At 69.2% G+C, this 18425-nt stretch carries 16 protein-coding genes; 1 reads left to right on the top strand and 15 read right to left on the bottom strand.

What is annotated here, in order from left to right; genetic code table 11:
- Positions 1 to 195: 195 nt before the first annotated feature.
- The 15 genes from BQ8420_RS04390 to BQ8420_RS04460 form a co-directional block, all read right to left on the bottom strand.
- Entirely contained in the window at positions 196 to 1713 is a 1518-nt protein-coding gene (locus BQ8420_RS04390; RefSeq protein ID WP_087096523.1) for a YifB family Mg chelatase-like AAA ATPase, read from the bottom strand.
- Positions 1713 to 2087, bottom strand: a complete 375-nt coding sequence (locus BQ8420_RS04395) for a YraN family protein (RefSeq protein ID WP_087096524.1) — start codon at positions 2085 to 2087, stop codon at positions 1713 to 1715. The genes BQ8420_RS04390 and BQ8420_RS04395 overlap by 1 nt, the downstream gene beginning before the upstream one ends.
- Before the next feature lie 82 nt (positions 2088 to 2169).
- A complete protein-coding gene (locus tag BQ8420_RS04400; protein ID WP_087096525.1) occupies positions 2170 to 2502 on the bottom strand; it encodes a DUF2469 domain-containing protein in 333 nt (110 codons plus the stop codon).
- A 248-nt stretch (positions 2503 to 2750) separates the two neighbouring features.
- Complete coding sequence (gene lepB, locus BQ8420_RS04405; RefSeq protein WP_087096526.1) at positions 2751 to 3620, bottom strand: signal peptidase I; 870 nt, start codon at positions 3618 to 3620, stop codon at positions 2751 to 2753.
- A 71-nt stretch (positions 3621 to 3691) separates the two neighbouring features.
- Positions 3692 to 4051, bottom strand: coding sequence for a 50S ribosomal protein L19 (gene rplS, locus BQ8420_RS04410; RefSeq protein ID WP_087096527.1), 360 nt, complete (start codon positions 4049 to 4051; stop codon positions 3692 to 3694).
- 286 nt (positions 4052 to 4337) lie between these two features.
- The gene (gene trmD, locus BQ8420_RS04415) at positions 4338 to 5096 is read right to left on the bottom strand and encodes a tRNA (guanosine(37)-N1)-methyltransferase TrmD (RefSeq protein ID WP_087096528.1); all 759 of its coding nucleotides are present in this window, start codon (positions 5094 to 5096) and stop codon (positions 4338 to 4340) included.
- Between the two features lie 45 nt (positions 5097 to 5141).
- On the bottom strand, positions 5142 to 5660 hold the full coding sequence (rimM, locus tag BQ8420_RS04420; RefSeq protein WP_087096529.1) for a ribosome maturation factor RimM: 519 nt from the start codon (positions 5658 to 5660) through the stop codon (positions 5142 to 5144).
- 162 nt (positions 5661 to 5822) lie between these two features.
- The gene (locus tag BQ8420_RS04425; RefSeq protein WP_067601808.1) at positions 5823 to 6065 is read right to left on the bottom strand and encodes an RNA-binding protein; all 243 of its coding nucleotides are present in this window, start codon (positions 6063 to 6065) and stop codon (positions 5823 to 5825) included.
- Positions 6066 to 6067: 2 nt separating this feature from the next.
- Positions 6068 to 6523 (bottom strand): 30S ribosomal protein S16, encoded by a 456-nt coding sequence (gene rpsP / locus BQ8420_RS04430; RefSeq protein ID WP_087096530.1) that lies wholly within the window; start codon positions 6521 to 6523, stop codon positions 6068 to 6070.
- 238 nt (positions 6524 to 6761) lie between these two features.
- Complete coding sequence (ffh, locus tag BQ8420_RS04435) at positions 6762 to 8357, bottom strand: signal recognition particle protein (RefSeq protein ID WP_087096531.1); 1596 nt, start codon at positions 8355 to 8357, stop codon at positions 6762 to 6764.
- A 149-nt stretch (positions 8358 to 8506) separates the two neighbouring features.
- Positions 8507 to 9721: a hypothetical protein gene (locus BQ8420_RS04440; protein WP_087096532.1), complete on the bottom strand. Its 1215-nt coding sequence runs from the start codon at positions 9719 to 9721 to the stop codon at positions 8507 to 8509.
- Between the two features lie 337 nt (positions 9722 to 10058).
- Positions 10059 to 11444 carry an ammonium transporter gene (locus tag BQ8420_RS04445; protein ID WP_087096533.1) on the bottom strand — a complete coding sequence of 462 codons (1386 nt, stop codon included), beginning with the start codon at positions 11442 to 11444 and terminating at the stop codon, positions 10059 to 10061.
- Between the two features lie 255 nt (positions 11445 to 11699).
- A complete protein-coding gene (gene ftsY / locus BQ8420_RS04450) occupies positions 11700 to 12890 on the bottom strand; it encodes a signal recognition particle-docking protein FtsY (protein ID WP_087096534.1) in 1191 nt (396 codons plus the stop codon).
- 75 nt (positions 12891 to 12965) lie between these two features.
- A complete protein-coding gene (locus BQ8420_RS04455; protein WP_087096535.1) occupies positions 12966 to 14000 on the bottom strand; it encodes an iron ABC transporter permease in 1035 nt (344 codons plus the stop codon).
- A gap of 21 nt (positions 14001 to 14021) precedes the next feature.
- A complete protein-coding gene (locus BQ8420_RS04460) occupies positions 14022 to 15017 on the bottom strand; it encodes an ABC transporter substrate-binding protein (RefSeq protein WP_087096536.1) in 996 nt (331 codons plus the stop codon).
- A 643-nt stretch (positions 15018 to 15660) separates the two neighbouring features.
- Here BQ8420_RS04460 and BQ8420_RS04465 point away from each other — a divergent pair.
- Positions 15661 to 18327, top strand: a complete 2667-nt coding sequence (locus BQ8420_RS04465) for a S8 family serine peptidase (RefSeq protein ID WP_087096537.1) — start codon at positions 15661 to 15663, stop codon at positions 18325 to 18327.
- Positions 18328 to 18425: the final 98 nt, after the last annotated feature.

Below are 18425 nucleotides of genomic sequence, written 5' to 3' on the forward strand. Positions count from 1 at the left end.
CGCTCACCCAGCCCGCCCCCTCTGCACACCTTCGCGCGCTACCCGACCAACGCCCGATGTTCCGACAGCACCGGCCGGGACCGGGCACGCATCGGCCTGGCTCTCCGCGTGGAAGCGCGCCCCGAACCGCACCCCGCACGCGGTTCACATCGTGTCCGCCAGCTTTCGCCGCCACGGCCCGCACGTTCCGGTGGCTCACCAGGCGTGGCCGGCCCAGAGCGCGTACGCGTAGGCGGTCTCCTCCTCGCCTGGCCGGTCGCGACCGGCCAGGTCGGCGAGGGTCCAGGCGACCCTGAGGGCACGATCGACACCCCGGGCACTGATCTGCCCGCGGTCCATGGCCAGGCCCAACACCCGCAGGGCGGTGGGGGCCACCGGGAAGTCACGGCGCAGCCGGGCGCCGGGGATCGCCGCGTTGGTGTTCCACGGGGTGTCGGCCAGCCGGACGCGGGCCCGCTCCCGGGCCGAGGCGACCCGTTCGGCCACCACCTCGGAGGACTCCGCGAAACTCCGGTCGGCCAGCAGTTCGGCGCGGGCCACCGGTTGGAGCTCCACCTTCAGGTCGACCCGATCCAACAGGGGCCCGGAGATCCGGGAGAAGTACCTCCTGCGCTCGCCCGCCGGGCAGGTGCACAGGTTGCCCGGTTTCGCGCAGGGGCAGGGGTTGGCGGCCATGACCAACTGGAATCGGGCGGGGAAGGCGACGGTGGCGGAGGCCCGGGCGATGACCACCTCGCCGCGTTCGAGGGGTTCGCGCAGGGAGTCCAACACCCCGCGGCCGAACTGTGGCGCCTCGTCCACGAACAGGATGCCCCGATGTGCCTTGGACACCCAGCCCGGTCCGGGGTTGCCGTTACCGCCACCGATGATGGCGGCTCTGCTGGAGGTGTGGTGCGGTGCCGCGAAGGGTGCTCGGGTGACCAGCGGGGCTCCGGGCGGGAGCAGGCCCGCCACCGAGTGGATGGCGGTGGCCTCCAGGGCCTCGTTCTGGTCGAGCGGGGGCAGCACCGTGGGCAGCCGTTCGGCCAAGAGGCTCTTCCCCGTCCCCGGAGGCCCGAGCATCATCAGGTTGTGTCCGCCCGCGGCGGCGATCTCCACCGCACGGCGGGCCACCGGCTGACCCAGCACGTCGGCCAGGTCCGGTCCGTGGTCCTCGACGTCGGTCCCGGTCTCCACCGGTTCGTCGGGCGGATCCGACCGCTCGCCGCGTAACCAGGAGCACACCCCGGCCAGGTCGGCGACGGCGGTCACCTCCACGTCGGGGACCAGTCGGGCCTCGGCGGCGTTGCCGCCGGCCACCACGAACCGGGTGAACCCCTGCCCGGCGGCGGCGACCACCGCGGGCAGGACCCCGCGGACCGGGCGGGTACGTCCGTCCAGACCGAGTTCGGCGATGAGCACGGTGCCGTCGAGCCGGTCCGGGGGTACCTCACCGGCGGCGACCAGTACCGCGCCGGCGATGGCCAGGTCGAACAGGCTGCCGGACTTGGGCAGGCTCGCCGGGGACAGGCTGATGGTGATCTGGCCACTGGGCCAGTTCTCGGAACTGTTGGCCACGGCGGCGCGGATGCGGTCCCTGGCCTCGCGCAGCGCCGCGTCGGGCAGGCCGACCAGGGTCACCCCGGGGTCGCCGCCGCCCAGATGGACCTCCACCTCGACGATGTGCCCCTGCACGCCCAGCAGGGAGACGCAGTGGGTACGGGAGAGCGTCATCAGCGCAGCCCCCGTTCGTGCGACAGGAGCACCCGGCCCCGGTCGAACAGGACGCACACGCCGTCGACCCGGAGTGGGCCGGGTCGACGGCGGTGTGTCAGGGCCCAGGAGCGCCCCAACGCCCGCAACCGGCGACGTTTGCGTTCGTCGATGGCCTCCAACGGGTGACCGTGGTGGAGGGAACCGCGGGTCTTGACCTCGGTGACCACCAGCACGGGCCCGTCCCGGGCCACGATGTCGATCTCCCCGGCACCGTTCGGAGCCCGCCAGTTACGGGCCAGGACACGCATCCCGGCCCGCTCCAGATACCGGGCGGCGAGCTCCTCACCGCTCCGGCCCAGTGTGTGCCGGTACTCGGCCCATTGTCGTCGCAAAGCGACCACCTCCCGTTACCACGGTCGGTGATCGCGACGTCGCGCGCCAGAGGCGATTTCCCGCCTGTGGACAACTCCGGCCTCACTCGGCGGGAGGGGGCCCATCGGTCGGCGGCATCTCCAGGTCGGGCTTGGTGATCTCCTCGACGTTGACGTCCTTGAACGTCACCACGCGCACGTTGCGGACGAACCGGGCCGGCCGGTACATGTCCCAGACCCAGGCGTCCTCCATCACGACCTCGAAGTACATCTCCCCGTTCTCGGTGGAGCGGGGCTGTAGGTCCACGTGGTTGGTGAGGTAGAAGCGGCGCTCGGTCTCCACCACATAGCCGAAGAGACCGACCACGTCGCGGTACTCCCTATAGAGCTGCAGCTCCATCTCGGCCTCGTACTTCTCCAGGTCCTCTGAACTCATCCGCTCGCTCGCTTTCGTCAGCACTCTCCGGTCGTGATGTGCCGGTTCTCCCACCGTGGACACCATCGCCACCCGACCTGTTCCCGTCGGGGTTGTGGGCCACGCGTTCGGAGAACGCCGATACGATCCCAGATCCATCATGCGTCACCGAACGCGCTTTTGCGCCCCGTCGAACGGAATTCCTTCGACTGTTCGGTCACCCGGCCCTGTCCGAAGGTCCTCGAACGCCGAGGCGGTGGGGTCCGCCCCTACTCGGATTCGAACTTCTCGAAGCTCTCCGGGACACTGAGCGCACCGGCCTGGTCGAACGGCCAGATGATGACGAACGCCCGCCCCACCACGTGGTCGATCGGGACGGCGCCACCACCGGGGTTGTTCTGGTTGGCGCGCGAGTCGTGCGAGATGGCGCGGTGGTCGCCCATCAGCCACAGGTGGTCCTCGGGGACCTCGATGGGGCCGAACTCGGTGTGGCTCTCGACGCTGTCCGGGTAGAGGTAGGCCTCCTCGTCGAGGGGCTCGCCGTTGACCAGTAGACGGTTCTGGTCGTCACAGCACTCCACCGTGTCCCCCGGCAGGCCGATGACCCGCTTGATGTACTCCTTGCCGGTGGGCGCCGCGCCGAACTGCTGCTGCACCCAGGTGAACGCGCCGCTGACCGGGTTGGTGGGCTCGGGGATCTCCACGGTGTTCGGATCGTCCCATGACCCGTCGCCGTTGAAGACGATGACCTCGCCGCGCTCGATGTCCCGGATCTGGTAGACGACCTTGTTGACGAGGACCCGGTCTCCGACGAGCAGGGTGTTCTCCATCGATGTGGAGGGGATGAAGAACGCCTGCATCAACCAGGTTCTGATCACGAAGGCGAGCACCAGCGCGATCACGATCAGGATGGGCAGTTCCTTCCAGAACGACCCCTTCTTGGCACTGCTCTGGGACTTGCTCATCGCTGATTGCGCCCTCTCGTCCGACTCTTCGTCCTCGACCTCGGAGACACCACTGGCTCCCAGACCATTGTGGGTCTGGGAGCCAGTGGCGGAGCCGTGCTCCTCCGGGCCGGGCCGGGCGGAATCCTCGTCCTGGGCCCCGTCCGCGCCGAGGCCCTTCTCGTCTTCGTCCATCGGCCGAAAGCCTATCCTGCCTCCCACCTGGGCGGCACGGTTCCGGCCGGATGTGGCGACGAGTCGCGGAACTACTTGGTGACGGGCTCGCGGCGCTCGCGGATACGAGCGGCCTTGCCGCGCAGGTCGCGCAGGTAGTACAGCTTGGCGCGACGCACGCGACCGCGGGCGGCGACCTCGTACTTCTCGATGGCCGGGGTGTGGATCGGGAAGGTACGCTCCACGCCCACTCCGTAGCTCACCTTGCGGACGGTGAAGGTCTCGCGGCTGCCCGAGCCCTGCCGGCGGATCACGACACCCTTGAAGATCTGGACACGGGTGCGGGTACCCTCCGTCACGCGAACGTGGACGTTGAGGGTGTCACCCGGACGGAACTCCGGAACGTCGGTACGAAGCTGAGCCTTCTCAAGCTCCTGAATGGCGGTGTGCATCTCGCGAATCCTCATCGATAGCGCGCCGCGTCCTGCCCCCCGGCTGTTCCGAGGAGGGGGTTCGCGGGCGAGGCCCTGTTGGGTCTGAACTGTGGAACCACCCGGTGACCGACACAGAGGCCGACGTCGTACCGCCGGCATGCGGATGCCTTGGGGTCACCGAGGGGGAACCCTCCCAGTTTGCCATATCCCATGCGGCCACTCGAACCATCCGGGGTGTGGCCTTGACGATCCTGTCGAGCGGACCCGTGCCGGCGCGTCCGATCGGGCCCCTCCGGCCCCCGTTTCAGGTCTGAGTCGTGTCCTCGGCGAGCACCTCGCGGTCACGCTTGTCGAGGCTCTCTTCGGGGGTCGCGGTGATCAGGTCGGGACGGTTGCGCGCCGTCTTGCGCAGCGCCTGGTCACGGCGCCAGCGGTCCACCGCGCCGTGGTTGCCGGACAGCAGTACCGGCGGGACCTCCTGATCGCGCCAGACGGACGGCTTGGTGTACACCGGCCCCTCCACCAGGTGTTCCATGCCGCCCGAGGCGAAGGAGTCCTGGACGTGGGACTCGCGGTTGCCGAGTACGCCGGGCAGCAGCCGGGTGATGGCCTCCACGATGACCAGTGTCGCGGACTCGCCCCCGTTGAGGACGTAGTCGCCGATGCTGATCTCCTCGATCGGCATCCGACCGGCGGCGTCCACGGCCACTCGGGAGTCGATGCCCTCGTAGCGGCCGCAGCCGAACACCAGGTGCTCCTCACCGGCCAGACGCTCGGCGTCGGCCTGGGTGAAGGGCCGCCCGCTGGGGGTGGGCAGGATCAGCCTGGCGGGACGGTCCGCGACGACCTCGTCGAGCGCCTCTCCCCACGGTTCCGGCTTCATCACCATGCCGGGACCGCCCCCGTAGGGGGTGTCGTCGACGGTGTTGTGCCGGTCGTGGGTCCAGGAACGCAGGTCGTGGACGCGCACGTCGAGAAGGCCCGCGGTACGCGCCTTGCCGATCAGGGACAGGTCCAAGGGGGCGAAGTAGTCGGGGAAGATGCTGATGATGTCGATGCGCACGGCGTACTCGGTCTCGTTCGCTCGGCGACCGGGGGTTTCGGCCGCTCAGTCGTTGGTCTGGAGGTCGAGCAGGCCGGGCGGCGGGTCCAGCGTGATCCGCCCCGCGGCCACGTCCACCTCGGGGACGAGCGCGGCGACGAACGGCATGAGGACCTCGTGGCCGGCCTCGGCGGTGATCACCAGAACGTCCTGGGCGTAGTGGAGGATGTCGTCGACCCTGCCGACGGTCGTGCCGTCGGTGGTGACCGCGGTCATGCCGATGAGCTCGTGGTCGTGGAACTCGTCCGGATCGTCCAGGGGAGCGATGTCCTCGGAGTCCACCAGGAGGGCGGTACCGCGCAGCGTCTCGGCGGTGTCGCGGTCGGCCATGCCCTTGAAACGGATGAGCAGCTTCCCGCTGTGTCGACGGATCGAGACGATGGTGAGCGGTCCCACCGACTCGGGGTCGGTGTTCAGGACGGCGCCCTCCACGAACCGGGCGTCGGGGTCATCGGTACGCACCTCGACGGCCACATCGCCGCGGATGCCGTGCGCGCGGCCGATCCGGCCCACCACGAGTCGCATGAGTCCTTTTTCCTTCGATCGATACCGGCCCGGAGCTCGACCGGGTGCCTCGGTGGCGGCCCGGAAGGCCCTGCGGGGAAAACCGTGCCCGGGCACCCCATGAGGTGTGCCCGGGCACAGGTGCGGGGCACCGACCTCGCGGTCGGTGCCCCGGGAGGCGCGTCAGCGCACTTCGTGCAGGTCCAACAGGTCCACACGCACGTAACGACCACCGGCGAGCGCGCCGATGATGGTACGCAGCGCCTTGGCGGTGCGGCCGTTGCGGCCGATCACCTTGCCCAGGTCGTCAGGGTGGACCCGGACCTCCAGGACCTTGCCCTTGCGGAGCCGCTTGGCTCTCACCTGGACGTCCTCGGAGTTCGCGACGATCCCCTTCACGAGGTGCTCAAGCGCCTCTTCCAGCACGATCAGGCCTCGCCCTCGGACTTCTTCTCGGCCTCGGCGTTCTCAGCGGGCTTCTCGGCCGCCTTGTCCGCCTTCTTCTCGGCCTTCTTGGTCTTCTTCTCCTGGCCGGGGAGCACGAGCTCCTTCAGCGCGGCCTGGAAGGCGGCCTCCTGGGCCTCCGGGTCCTTGGCCTCGGCGACCTGGAGCGGAGCCGGGGGCTGCAGGCCCTTGAACTTCTGCCAGTCGCCGGTCTTGCGCAGGAGGACCTTCACCGCGTCGGACGGCTGAGCGCCGACGGACAGCCAGTACTGGACCCGCTCGGAGTCGAGCTCGATGAAGCTCGGGTGCTCCTTGGGGTGGTAGTGACCGATCTCCTCGATCGCCTTGCCGTCACGCTTGTTGCGGGCGTCGGCGACGATGACACGGTACTGGGGCGCGCGGATCTTGCCCAAGCGCTTGAGCTTCAGTTTGACAGCCACTGGAGTGGTCTTCTCCCGTTTAACGGTGTTAGGCGCCGGACGGCGGACCACGTGGGGTTGTGGAACCCGTCGAGGCAAGACATGAGTGGCAGGCTAGTTAGAGGGCCGGCCCACCACCGTTAGTCGACTCCTCATTGTGCCAGACGCCGGCGAGTTCCTTGGCCAGGACACCGGTACGAGTCCCATCACATTCGCGGACGCGGCCGCTCCCCCGGGGAAACGGCCGCGTCCGCGTCGCTCACTTGTCGTCGTTCTTACCGAACTTGAAGTTCGACAGGTCCGGCATGTTCGAGCCGCCGAAGGCGGGCGGGAGGCTGGGCTGTTCACCGCCGCCACCGCCCAGACCCGGAGGCAGCTGCGGTGTCTGCGGGCCCTCCTCCTGCCGGCGCTGCCGTTCGGCGGCGCGGTCGGCCTCCTGCTGGCGTGCCTTCATCGGGTTGCCGCTGCGCTGCTTGCCCTTCTTCGGCTTCTTGCCCTTCTTGACCTTCTTGCCGCCGCCCCCCGGCATCCCGGGCATCCCCGGCATGCCGCCGCCGTTCTTCATCTTGCGCATCATCTTCTGCGCCTCGAAGAAGCGGGTGACCATGCCGTTGACGTCTCCGACCTGGGTGCCCGAACCGTTGGCGATACGCAGCCGGCGCGACCCGTTGATCATCTTGGGGTTGGAGCGCTCGGTCGGGGTCATCGACTGGATGATCGCCTGGATGCGGTCCAGGGACTTGTCATCGATGTTGTCGATCTGCTCGCGCATCTGCCCCATGCCGGGCATCATCCCGAGCAGGTTGCCGATGGGGCCGAGCTTGCGGACCATCTTCATCTGTTCGAGGAAGTCGTCAAGCGTGAAGTCCTCGTCCGAGGCCATGGTCGAGGCCATCTTCTCGACCTCGGCCTCGTCGAACGTGCGTTGCGCCTGTTCGATGAGGGTGAGGACATCGCCCATGTCCAGGATGCGCGAAGCCATCCGGTCCGGGTGGAAGAGGTCGAAGTCCTCCAGCTTCTCACCGGTGGACGCGAACATGATCGGGCGTCCGGTGAGGTGCCTGATGGACAGGGCCGCGCCACCGCGGGCGTCACCGTCGAGCTTGGTGAGCGCCACCGCGTCGTAGCCGACGCCGTCGAGGAAGGCCTGCGCGGTGTTGACCGCGTCCTGACCGATCATCGCGTCGACGACGAAGATGATCTCGTCGGGCTCGACCGCGTCACGGATGTCCGCGGCCTGCTGCATCATCTCGGTGTCCACGCCGAGACGGCCGGCGGTGTCGATGACGACGACGTTGTGGTTGTTGCGCCGCGCGTGCTCGATCGACTCGCGGGCGACCTGCACCGGGTCACCGACGCCGTTGCCGGGTTCGGGGGCGAACACCGGGGTGCTCGCGCGCTCACCGACCACCTGAAGCTGCGTGACGGCGTTGGGGCGCTGGAGGTCGGCGGCGACCAGCAGCGGGGTGTTGCGGTCGTCCGACAGCCACTTGGCGAGCTTGCCCGCCAGGGTGGTCTTACCGGCGCCCTGCAGACCCGCGAGCATGATCACGGTGGGGGGCGTCTTCGCGAAGCGGACCTGCCGCGTCTCGCCACCGAGGATCTCGACGAGTTCCTCGTTGACGATCTTGATGACCTGTTGGGCGGGGTTCAGGGCCTTGGAGACCTCTTCGCCGCGGGCGCGCTCCTTGATCCGCGCGATGAACTCGCGGACCACGGGTAGTGCGACGTCCGCTTCGAGCAGCGCGAGACGGATCTCGCGCGCGGTCGCGTTGATGTCCTCTTCGGAGAGGCGCCCCTTGCCGCGCAGCGAGGAGAAGACCGATGTCAGCCGGTCGGAAAGCGTCTCGAACACGAGTTCAGCCAGTCCTTCGTCTCGGGAGTGGTCTCCTAGCCTACCCGCACGCCGTCACCTGGAGCGCTGTACGGGCGGGCTCGGCAGCCGGACACGGGGAGGGGCGGGAACCGAAGGCCCCCGCCCCGGTTCCCGGGAGACGTCGAGGGCTACTGACCCTCTTCGCCCTCTTCGGCGCCTTCCTCGGCGCCTTCCTCGGCGCCCTCTTCACCAGCGTCCTCGCCACCGGAAAGGGTGGCCTCACGCTGCTCGGTGACGGCGGCGAGCATCTCCTCCTGCTGGGAGGACGTCAGCCCACTGGTGGACAGGACGGCGTCGGCGTCGATGTTGTACTCCTCGGGATCGGAGCTGGTGACGTCGTAGTCGACCCCGCAGGACAGGTCCAGGGTGCCGCCGGCCTCCAGCGCACCGGACTCCGAGCACTCCTCGTTGCCGAGCTCCTCGTTGGCGAAGGTGACGTCCATGCGCACCAGAACGGTGCCGCTGCTGTTGCCGCCGGCGTCGTGCACGGTGCCGGACCAGGTACAGCTCGGCCCCTCGTCACAGTCCATGCCGGCCTCGCCGTCCCAGGCGGCCTCGACCCGGGCATCACGGGAGGAACCGAGTTCCTCCTCCACGGCGGTGGTCAGTCCGGTGTAGAGCTCCTCCACCGCGGGTTCCTCGGCCTCGGCCAGGTCCAGCCGAACCTGCGGTCCGCTCTCGGCGCCCTCGGGGACGAGTTCCTCGATCGCGATGCGCAGGATCTGGTTGGTCTCGGCGTCGATCCAGAGCTGGTTGCGCTCACCGGCGAGGTCGACCCGGTAGGCACGGGTGCCGTCGAGGTCCTCCTCCACCGCTTCGTCGCTCTCCAGCTCCATCGCGCCGAGGGTCTCGGCGAGCGAGGGCGGTGCGAGCGTGCTGGAGGGGTTGAGGCCGGCGTGCGCGGGCGAGGAACGCACCCAGTTGCCCTCGAAGGCGTCGCTGTCGGGACCGAAGACGCTCCGGTCCAGCCAGAACTCCTCGTCGGCACGCAGGAACAGCTTGCTGTCCGCGGCGAGCACCTCGGCCTCGGCCCCGTTGACCTGGAAGGAACCGCGGGTGGCCCCGCCGTCGGCGACGGTGAGTTCGGCCTCTTGTACGTCGGAGCCGACGCTTGCGGCGATCTGCCCGGTCGCGACCACGGCCGGGTAATCGGCCAGGGAGAGCAGGGCCTCCTCCAGCAAGGGTGCCGCGTCGACGGGTTCCGCGGTCTCGGTCGCGGGTTCCTCCGCCTCGTCACCGTCCCCGAGCGAGCATCCGGCCAGGCCCAGCGCAGCGATGGTTCCCACTGCGGCGAGCGTGAACCGTCCGCCTCTGCGACCCCTGTTGCGAGTAACCGGCGCCATCTTGCCTCCTGCCCCCATCGGCTGAGGGGTGCTGATACGAATCGGCGTTGAAAGTGAGTCATCGAGGAGGGTTCGGGCCCTGACGGCCCGGCCTGCAGCTCCCCGGCACGTGATGAGTCGGTGCGTACCCGGTCGGTGTCCCGTCGTGTCGGGAAGGGACCGTCACACCGCCTCGAAAGGGTACCGAACCCAGACACGGGTCACTGCCAACAATGCCTCATGATCACGCACACATATCCGACAAGCTGGGAGAACAGGCGCCCGAAAAACCCTTTCGCGCACGAATTCCGCACGTGGACGGGGCCGACGGAACCTGCCCGTCGGCCCCTGGACCACCTCACCGCGTCAACGGTTCGAGGCCACCACCTCGACGTTGAGGCTTGGACTCGTCCCGCGGTGAGGCCGTCTCCCCGCCCGGAGGCGTCGGCGAGGAGACCGCTTCTTCCTCCCTCTCATCGAGCTCGTCGAAGGCGTAGGCCGCTTCGGCGTGCAGCTCGTGGTCGAGGCCGTTGGTCTCGACCTCCTCCGGGAGACGGAAACCGATGATGAGGTCGATCACCTTCGCGATGACCCAGGTGATGGCGAAGGTGTAGATCATGACGCCCAGGACCGAGATGGCCTGGGCGGCCAAGAGGCCGATGCCGCCACCGGTGAACAGACCGGCGTCACCGCCGCCGGGCACCGCCGAGGAGGCGAAGAGGCCGAGGGCCAGGCAGCCGATGACACCGCCGACCAGGTGGAGGCCGACCACGTCCAGGGCGTCGTCGTACTTGAACCGGAACTTGAGGCTGATGGCGTAGGCGCACACGGCGCCGGACAGCGCGCCGACCACGATCGCGCCGACCGGAGTGAGGTTGGCGGCCGACGGGGTGATCGCGACCAGCCCCGCGATGGCACCGGAGGCGAAGCCCAGGGCGCTGACCTTGCCGTAGCGGATGCGCTCGACGAGCATCCATGCCGCCGTGGCGGCGGCGGTGGCGACCTGGGTGTTGACCAGGGCCAGGGCGGCCTGCTCGTTGGCGGCGTAGGCGGATCCGCCGTTGAAGCCGAACCAACCGAACCACAGGAGCGCGACGCCCAACAGGACGAAGGGCAGGTTGTGCGGGCGCGTCGACGACGAGCCGAAGCCCTTGCGGCGGCCCAGGACCAGGACCAGGGCGAGCGCCGCGACGCCGGCGTTGATGTGGACGGCGGTTCCACCGGCGAAGTCGATGACCTCGGGCAGCCCGGTCCACTCGTGCATGCTCGCGATCCACCCGCCGCCCCAGACCCAGTGGGCGACGGGGAAGTAGACCAGGAGCGCCCACACCGGGGCGAAGAGCAGCCAGGCGCCGAACTTGGCACGGTCGGCGATGGCCCCGCTGATCAGGGCCACGGTGATGACCGCGAACATCAGCTGGAAGCCGGCGTCGACGAGCAAGGGGTAACCGCCCTCACCGTCGGCGGCGGGTTCGACCTCGGTCATGATGGCGCTCAGGCCCACGTAGTCGAAGCCGCCGATGAACATATCGAAGGCGCCGTGGCCGGGGGCGTAGGTGAGCGAGTGCCCGATGAGCACCCACAGGACGCTGACGATCGCGATACTGCTGAAGCTCATGAGCATCATGTTGAGGACGCTCTTGGCCCGTGACATGCCTCCGTAGAAGAACGCCAGGCCCGGGGTCATGAGCATCACCAGTGCGGCGCTCATCAGGAGCCACGCGGTGTTGCCGGTGTCGATCATTTCGTCGCCTCCATGGGACGGACGGGGGATCATCTTTCGATGAGGGCGCCGGTCGGCGAGCGCGTCTTCGGGCCCGTCTCGGATCACCACGGCGACCACCGTCCACCTCCGGTGTTTCCCGGTGGGACTCCACGTGTTGCGCGAACGTAAAAGGCCGGGAGGCGGTGTTACGGCTACGTGAAGCGGAACGGAGAGAGGCCGGCGCACCCGTAGGTGCGCCGGCCTCTCTCCGTGGGTTCGTGGGGGTCGCGGGCGTCAGCCCAGGATCGCGTCCACGAAGACCTCGGGGTCGAAGGGCGCCAGGTCGTCGGGGCCCTCCCCCAGTCCGACGAGCTTGACCGGGACGCCCAGCTCGCGCTGGACCTGGACGATGATGCCGCCCTTGGCGGTGCCGTCGAGTTTGGTCAGGGCGATGCCGGTGACGTTCACGACCTCGGCGAACACCCGCGCTTGGCGCAGACCGTTCTGTCCGGTGGTCGCGTCCAGGACGAGGAGGACCTCGTCGACCTGGGACTTCTTCTCCACCACACGCTTGACCTTGCCGAGCTCGTCCATGAGACCGGTCTTGGTGTGCAGGCGTCCTGCGGTGTCGATGATGACGGCGTCGGCCCCGTCCTCCACACCGCGGGCGACCGCGTCGAAAGCGACACTGGCGGGGTCGGCGCCCTCTTCCTTGCGCACGACCGGGGCGCCCACGCGGGAACCCCAGGTCTGGAGTTGTTCGCTGGCGGCCGCGCGGAAGGTGTCGGCGGCACCCAGGACCACGCTGCGTCCGTCGCCGACCAGGGCACGGGCGAGCTTGCCGGTGGTGGTGGTCTTTCCGGTGCCGTTGACGCCCACGACCAGGACCACGGCCGGGCGTTCGCCGTGCGGCGCGGTGCGCACGGTGCGGTCGGTGTCGGCGCCGAGCTGTTCGAGGAGCTCGTTGCGGAGCAGGGTCCGCACCTCCTCGGTGTCACGGGTGCCGAGCACCTTGACCCGGGTACGCAGGTTCTCCACGATCTGGGTGGCCGAAGTCACACCGATGTCGGCGGTGATCAGCGTGTCCTCGATCTCCTCCCAGGTGTCCTCGTCGAGGTTCTTGGCGGAGAGCAGGCTGAGGAGCCCTTGGCCGAGGGAGCTCTGGGAGCGGGCCAGACGAGCCCGCAGGCGGACCATGCGTCCCGCCGACGGGGGCGGGGTCTCGATCTCGGGTTCGGCGGGGGCGGCCGGAGCCTCGGGCTCGGCCTCCTTCTCCGCCGGTGGAGCGTGGGCGGGGGGCGTGCGTACCGTCCCCTCGTCCCGTTCTCGATCCTCCGGGGCGGGTGCTTTGGGGGTCTCGGTGACCTCCGGCTTGGTCTCCTCCTTGCCCGGCGCGACCGAGCTTCGGGTCCTGACCAGGAAGAACCCGCCGACCACCAGGAGGGCGACGACGACGATGATGCTTACGAGCAAGGTGATGTCCATAGCGTGGACCAGTCTCCCAGAGTGTTCGTCGCGTTCGCATCACACACGGCCCCGCCGGCCACCACCGGACGGGGTTCAGGTGCCGCGATGGCGTGTGGTGCGCAGGATGAGGACGAAGAACGGCGCGCCGAGGAACGCGGTGACCACACCGATGGGCAGTTCCGCGGGGGCGACGATGGTGCGCGCCACGATGTCGACGGTGACGAGGAAGGAACCGCCGGCCAGCACGGTGACCGGCAGGATCGCCCGGTAGTTGGAGCCGACCAGGCGACGCACGATGTGCGGCACGACGATGCCGACGAACCCGATGAGGCCGCTCACTGATACGGCGGCGGCGGTGGCCAGGGACGCGGCGGCGATGACGACCAACCGCACGGCGGCCGGGTTGAGACCGAGGCTGACGGCCTTGTCATCGCCCAACGCCAGCATGTCCAGCAGGTACCCGGACAGCAGAAGTACGGCCAGGCCCACCACGGCGTAGGGGGCGATGAGTCGCACGTCGTCCCAGCCTCCCCGGCCCAGTCCGCCGAGCAGCCACGCGTAGATGCGTTGGAGTTGGTCCACGCCCATCTGCTGGACGAGGGTCTGTGCCGCGGACAGGAAGGAGGAGACGGCCACTCCGGCGAGCACCAGGGCGGCGGTGCCCCCTCCCCCGGCGGTGGAGCCGAGCGCGTACGCGGCGGCCACCCCCAGGAGCGCTCCGACGAAAGCCGCCACGGGGACCAGCGCCCGAGGGTCGGTGGTGAGGTCGGTACCGAACACCATGACCATCGTGGCGCCCAGTCCGGCGCCGGCGGCCGCGCCGAGCAGGAAGGGGTCGGCCAGCGGGTTGCGGAAGACACCCTGGTAGGCGCCGCCCGCGGTGGCCAGGAGGGCGCCGACGATCGCGCCCATCACCACGCGGGGCAGGCGCAACTCCATGAGCAGCGCCTCCTGCCGTTCGGTCAGGGGTGACTCCACCCCACCGAACGGCAGGAGGCCGAGGAAGTGCTGGAGGATGTCGGCGGCCGTCAGGGAGGCCGCACCGGCCGAGATGCCGAACAGCGCGGCCGTGCACAGCACGACGACGCCGCCCAGCAGCCACCCGAACGGGATCCCGAAGCCCTTCACCGCTCTACTCCCGCCTTTCTTCTACTCGCCCGCGCTCTGCTGGACGGCTTCGCCGACCGCTTCGGCGAAGTCGACCACGCGCGGGCCCCAGCGGGAGGAGGTGTCCTCGTCGAGCAGGTGCACCGCGTCGTCCTGGACGGCGGTGACGGTGTCGAAGGCAGGGCGTTCGGCCGTGCCCTCGACGGTGGACTCGTCTCCATAGGACAGGAAGATCAGGTCCGGGTTCTCCTCCACCACGAATTCGGTGGACAGCTGCGGGTAGCCGCCGCTCTCGGAGTCGTCCGCCTGATCGGCGATGTTCACCAGGCCGAACGCGTCGTAGACCTGCCCGACGAAGGTCGTGGAGGTGACGGAGAACAAGGTCTCGTCGAGCTCGTGGTAGAAGGTGAGCTCGGTGTCGCCCAGCGCGCCGCAGGTCTCCTCGACGACGGCGTTGAACTCGGTCTCGACCCGGTCCGCCTCGCTGTCGGCCTCTTCCGTCTTGCCGGTGACCTCGCCGAGCAGACGGATCTGGGCGTAGACGCCCTCCAGGTCGGCGGCGTCGCCCAGCACGAGCGTGGGAATGTCCACGGCGTCGAGCTGCTCGGCGCTGTCGATGGCGCTTTCGGGGAGGATGACCAGGTCGGGGTCGTACTCGCTGATGGCCTCGACGCTGGGGGTGTAGCCGCTGAGGTCCGTGGTGGGGGCCTCTTCGGGGTAGTAGGAGTACTCGTCGACCGCCTCGACCTGGTCACCGGCGTCGATGGCGAAGAGCGACTCGGTGGTGCTGGGCGAGAGCGAGACGACGCGCTCGGGCGCCTCCTCCAGGGTGACCTCGCCGACGGTGTCTTCGACGGTGACCGGGAAGGTTCCGTCACCGATCTCGGCGCGGTCGGCGGGCTCGGGGACTCCGCATTCCGCGGACGCGGTCTCGGTGGTCTCCTCCGCGTTCTCCGGTTCGGAGCCGTCGGTGCCGCAGGCGGTGAGGGCGAGGGTGGCGCCCAAGAGGGCGACGGGAAGCTGGCGGGCGATCCGCACGGTGCTCCTTCGAGTGCGTGCGGGGAGGAGCACGGCCCAGATCGGGACGGCCGGTCCTTCCCACGAGGACAGGGGACGTCGACATCGGCGAGGCGACCTGGCTCGTCCCCGCGCTCGGCGGGGCTTCACAGTTGCGGGACAGCGCCGGATCCGGCGGCCGGATGTGGCCGCCTGCCGGACTTCGCTCGATCGATACCGGTACATGCCGCCCCGGGTGGGACGGCACGACGTGTCCAACTCTACTGCGCGGTGGTTCGAACCCGACTCGGGCGGGTGTACCCGCTCCGACCTGCGTGTCCTTCGTTACAGGCGGCTGCTTTCGTGAAACGGTCACGTTCTGGTCCGGGAATTCAGGCCAACCGCTTCCACGGATATTGAGAAGAAATGCACCTTGCGTCCGTTTTATAAACCACTGTGCCCCCAGGGGAAACCTGCGGTACTTCGTCACACCATGTGGCCATATTGAGTCTCAATGAACATTGACACCCCACATCGCACACAGCAATGATCTCGTTGCCATGCGCGCCGATCATCCGAATACGGACACTTACCGGCGTATCCCCCGTGTGTGCGCTCCATGCCCGGTGGAACGCTCATTCCCCCACTGTCCTGAGGCGCGCACGAGAAGGGATGTGTTGACAAGGTGGCACCCCACCGATCACGCCTGGCCCCACTGGCCGGGTTGACACTCATCGCCGGCCTGGTGGCGGTCACACCCGCGAGCGCGGACGAGGAACAGGGACTCGCACCCCTGCACCCCGCTCCCACCTCCGGGAACGGCGAGCTCACCCACCAGGTCCAGGACCTGTGGTTCATCGAACTGGAGAGCCCGCCCACCACCGGGGGCACCGCCTCCGCCCACGTCGAGGACGAACACGCCGAATTCCACGCCGAGGCCGAGGAACACGGCCTCGAATTCACCGAACGCCACTCCTTCACCGAGTTGTGGAACGGCGTCTCCGTGGAGATGGAGGACGACCAGATCGGAACGGCCCGGGAGATTCCCGGTGTGGCCGCCATTCACCCGGTCATGCGACACGAGATCCCCGAGACCGCCGACTCCGAACCCGAGATGGACACCGCGCTGGGCATGACCGGCGCCGACGTCGCTCAGAGCGAGCTCGGCCTGACCGGTGAGGGTCTGCGCGTGGCCATCATGGACACCGGTGTCGACTACACCCACCCCGACCTGGGCGGTCCCGGCGGGTTCCCGTCCGAGCGCGTGGTGGCCGGGCACGACTTCGTCGGCGACGACTTCAACGCCGGCGACCCCGACAACGCCGAACCGGTCCCCGACGACGACCCACAGGACTGCAACGGGCACGGCACCCACGTCGCCGGCATCGTCGGCGCCCAGGGCCAGGTCACCGGCGTGGCGCCCGACGTCGAGTTCGGTGCCTACAAGGTGTTCGGCTGCACCGGTTCCACCACCTCCGACATCATGATCGCCGCCATGGAGCAGGCCCTGGCCGACGACATGGACGTGCTCAACATGAGCATCGGTTCCTCGCACTCCTGGCCCCAGTACCCGACCGCCGTCGCCTCCGACCACCTGGTCGACGAGGGCATGGTCGTGGTCGCCTCCATCGGCAACGAGGGCGCCACCGGCCTGTACTCCGCGGGCGCGCCCGGCCTGGGCGAGCACGTCATCGGTGTGGCCGCCTACGACAACACCCACATCCGCGCGACCGCCGCCGAGGTCACCCAGAGCGGTGAGACCGTCGCCTACATGGAGATGGACGAGGCCCCGTCTCCACCGACGTCCGGGGAGACCGACGAGATCGTGAACATCGGTCGGGGCTGCCTGGCCGCGGGCGACGAACTCGAAGGCGACCCCGAGGGCAAGACCGCGCTGATGATCCGCGGCGAGTGCACCTTCACCGAGAAGTACGACGCCGCCGTCGACGCGGGCGCCACCGGTGTGGTGGTCTACAACAACCTGCCCGGCATGTTCGCGGGCGGGGGCATCGTCGACCGTGGCGCCTTCTCCGTCGGTGTCTCCGACGAGTCCGGCGCGCACATCCTGGAGCTCCTGGAGGCCGGTGAGAGCGTCACCCTCACCTGGACCGGCGAGGAGACCACCATTCCCAACCCGACCGGCGGGCTGATCAGCAGCTTCAGCTCCTACGGTCTGGGGGCCGACCTGTCCCTGAAGCCGGACATCGGCGCCCCGGGCGGTCTGATCAACTCCACCTACCCGATGGCCAAGGGCGGCTACGCCACCGTCAGCGGCACCTCGATGTCGTCCCCGCACGTCGCGGGCGGCGTCGCGTTGCTCCTGGAGTCCCGTCCGGACCTGGACGCCCACGACGTACGCGACGTGATGCAAAGCTCCGCGGACCCGACCATGTGGTGGGGCGACCCGGACATGGGAGCACTCGACAACGTCCACCGTCAGGGCTCCGGCATGCTCGACCTGCCCGGGGCCGTGCGGGCCACCACCGCGCTGACACCCGGCAAGCTCAGCCTGGGCGCCACCGAGGGCCCGGTGACCGAGGCCGTCACCATCACCAACGACGGTGACGCCGAGGCCACCTACGAGATCGAGCACGAGCCCGCACTGGGCACCCACGGCGACACGTTCACGCCGGAGTTCAACGACGCCTACGCCGAGGCCGTCTTCAGCGAGGACGCGGTAACCGTGCCGGCCGGCGGTTCGGTCTCCGTCGACGTGACCGTCACCCCGCCCTCCGACGACTTCGAGCAGATGATCTACGGCGGGTACGTCAAGGTCACCGAGGTCGACGACGAGGGCGAAGCCGATGCGCACCGGGTCCCGTACGCCGCCTACAACGGCGACTACCAGGCGATCGACGCCATGACCCCGATCACCGACGGCGATGGCCAGACGCACGAGCTTCCGTGGCTGACCAAGATCACGGAGTGCGAGGCGTTCTTCGGCCTGGACTGCGCCGGCAACGGCGGCGGGTACGAGAACCAGCCCGACGGCGCCGCCTACACCCTGGACTGGGCGGACGGTCTGCCGGACGTGCCGTACGTGATCGCCCACTTCGACCACCACGTCACCGAGCTGGAGATGACCGTGGTCGACGAGCGCACCGGCCGCCCGGTCCACCCGGACCGCAACATCGCCCTGTCGGTCGACCATGTCAACCGCAGCGCGACCCCCACGGCGTTCTTCGCCTACGCCTGGGACGGCACCGTGACGGACTCGCACGGCCGGGTCACCGACGTGCGCGACGGTGACTACCGCCTGGAGGTCCGGGCCCTGAAGGCGCTCGGCGACCCGGACAACGAGGATCACTGGGAGGACTGGACCTCCCCGGTCATCACCATCGATCGAGGCTGACCCCGGCCGCCTCTTCGGGGCCGTCCTCCCCACCGGGGGGGGCGGCCCCTTCGCGTCCGCACGCGGCTCGGTCGCCGGCCGGGCGTACACTGCTCCAT

The sequence above is a fragment of the Nocardiopsis sp. JB363 genome, from assembly GCF_900143625.1.
Classification (GTDB): Bacteria; Actinomycetota; Actinomycetes; order Streptosporangiales; family Streptosporangiaceae; genus Nocardiopsis.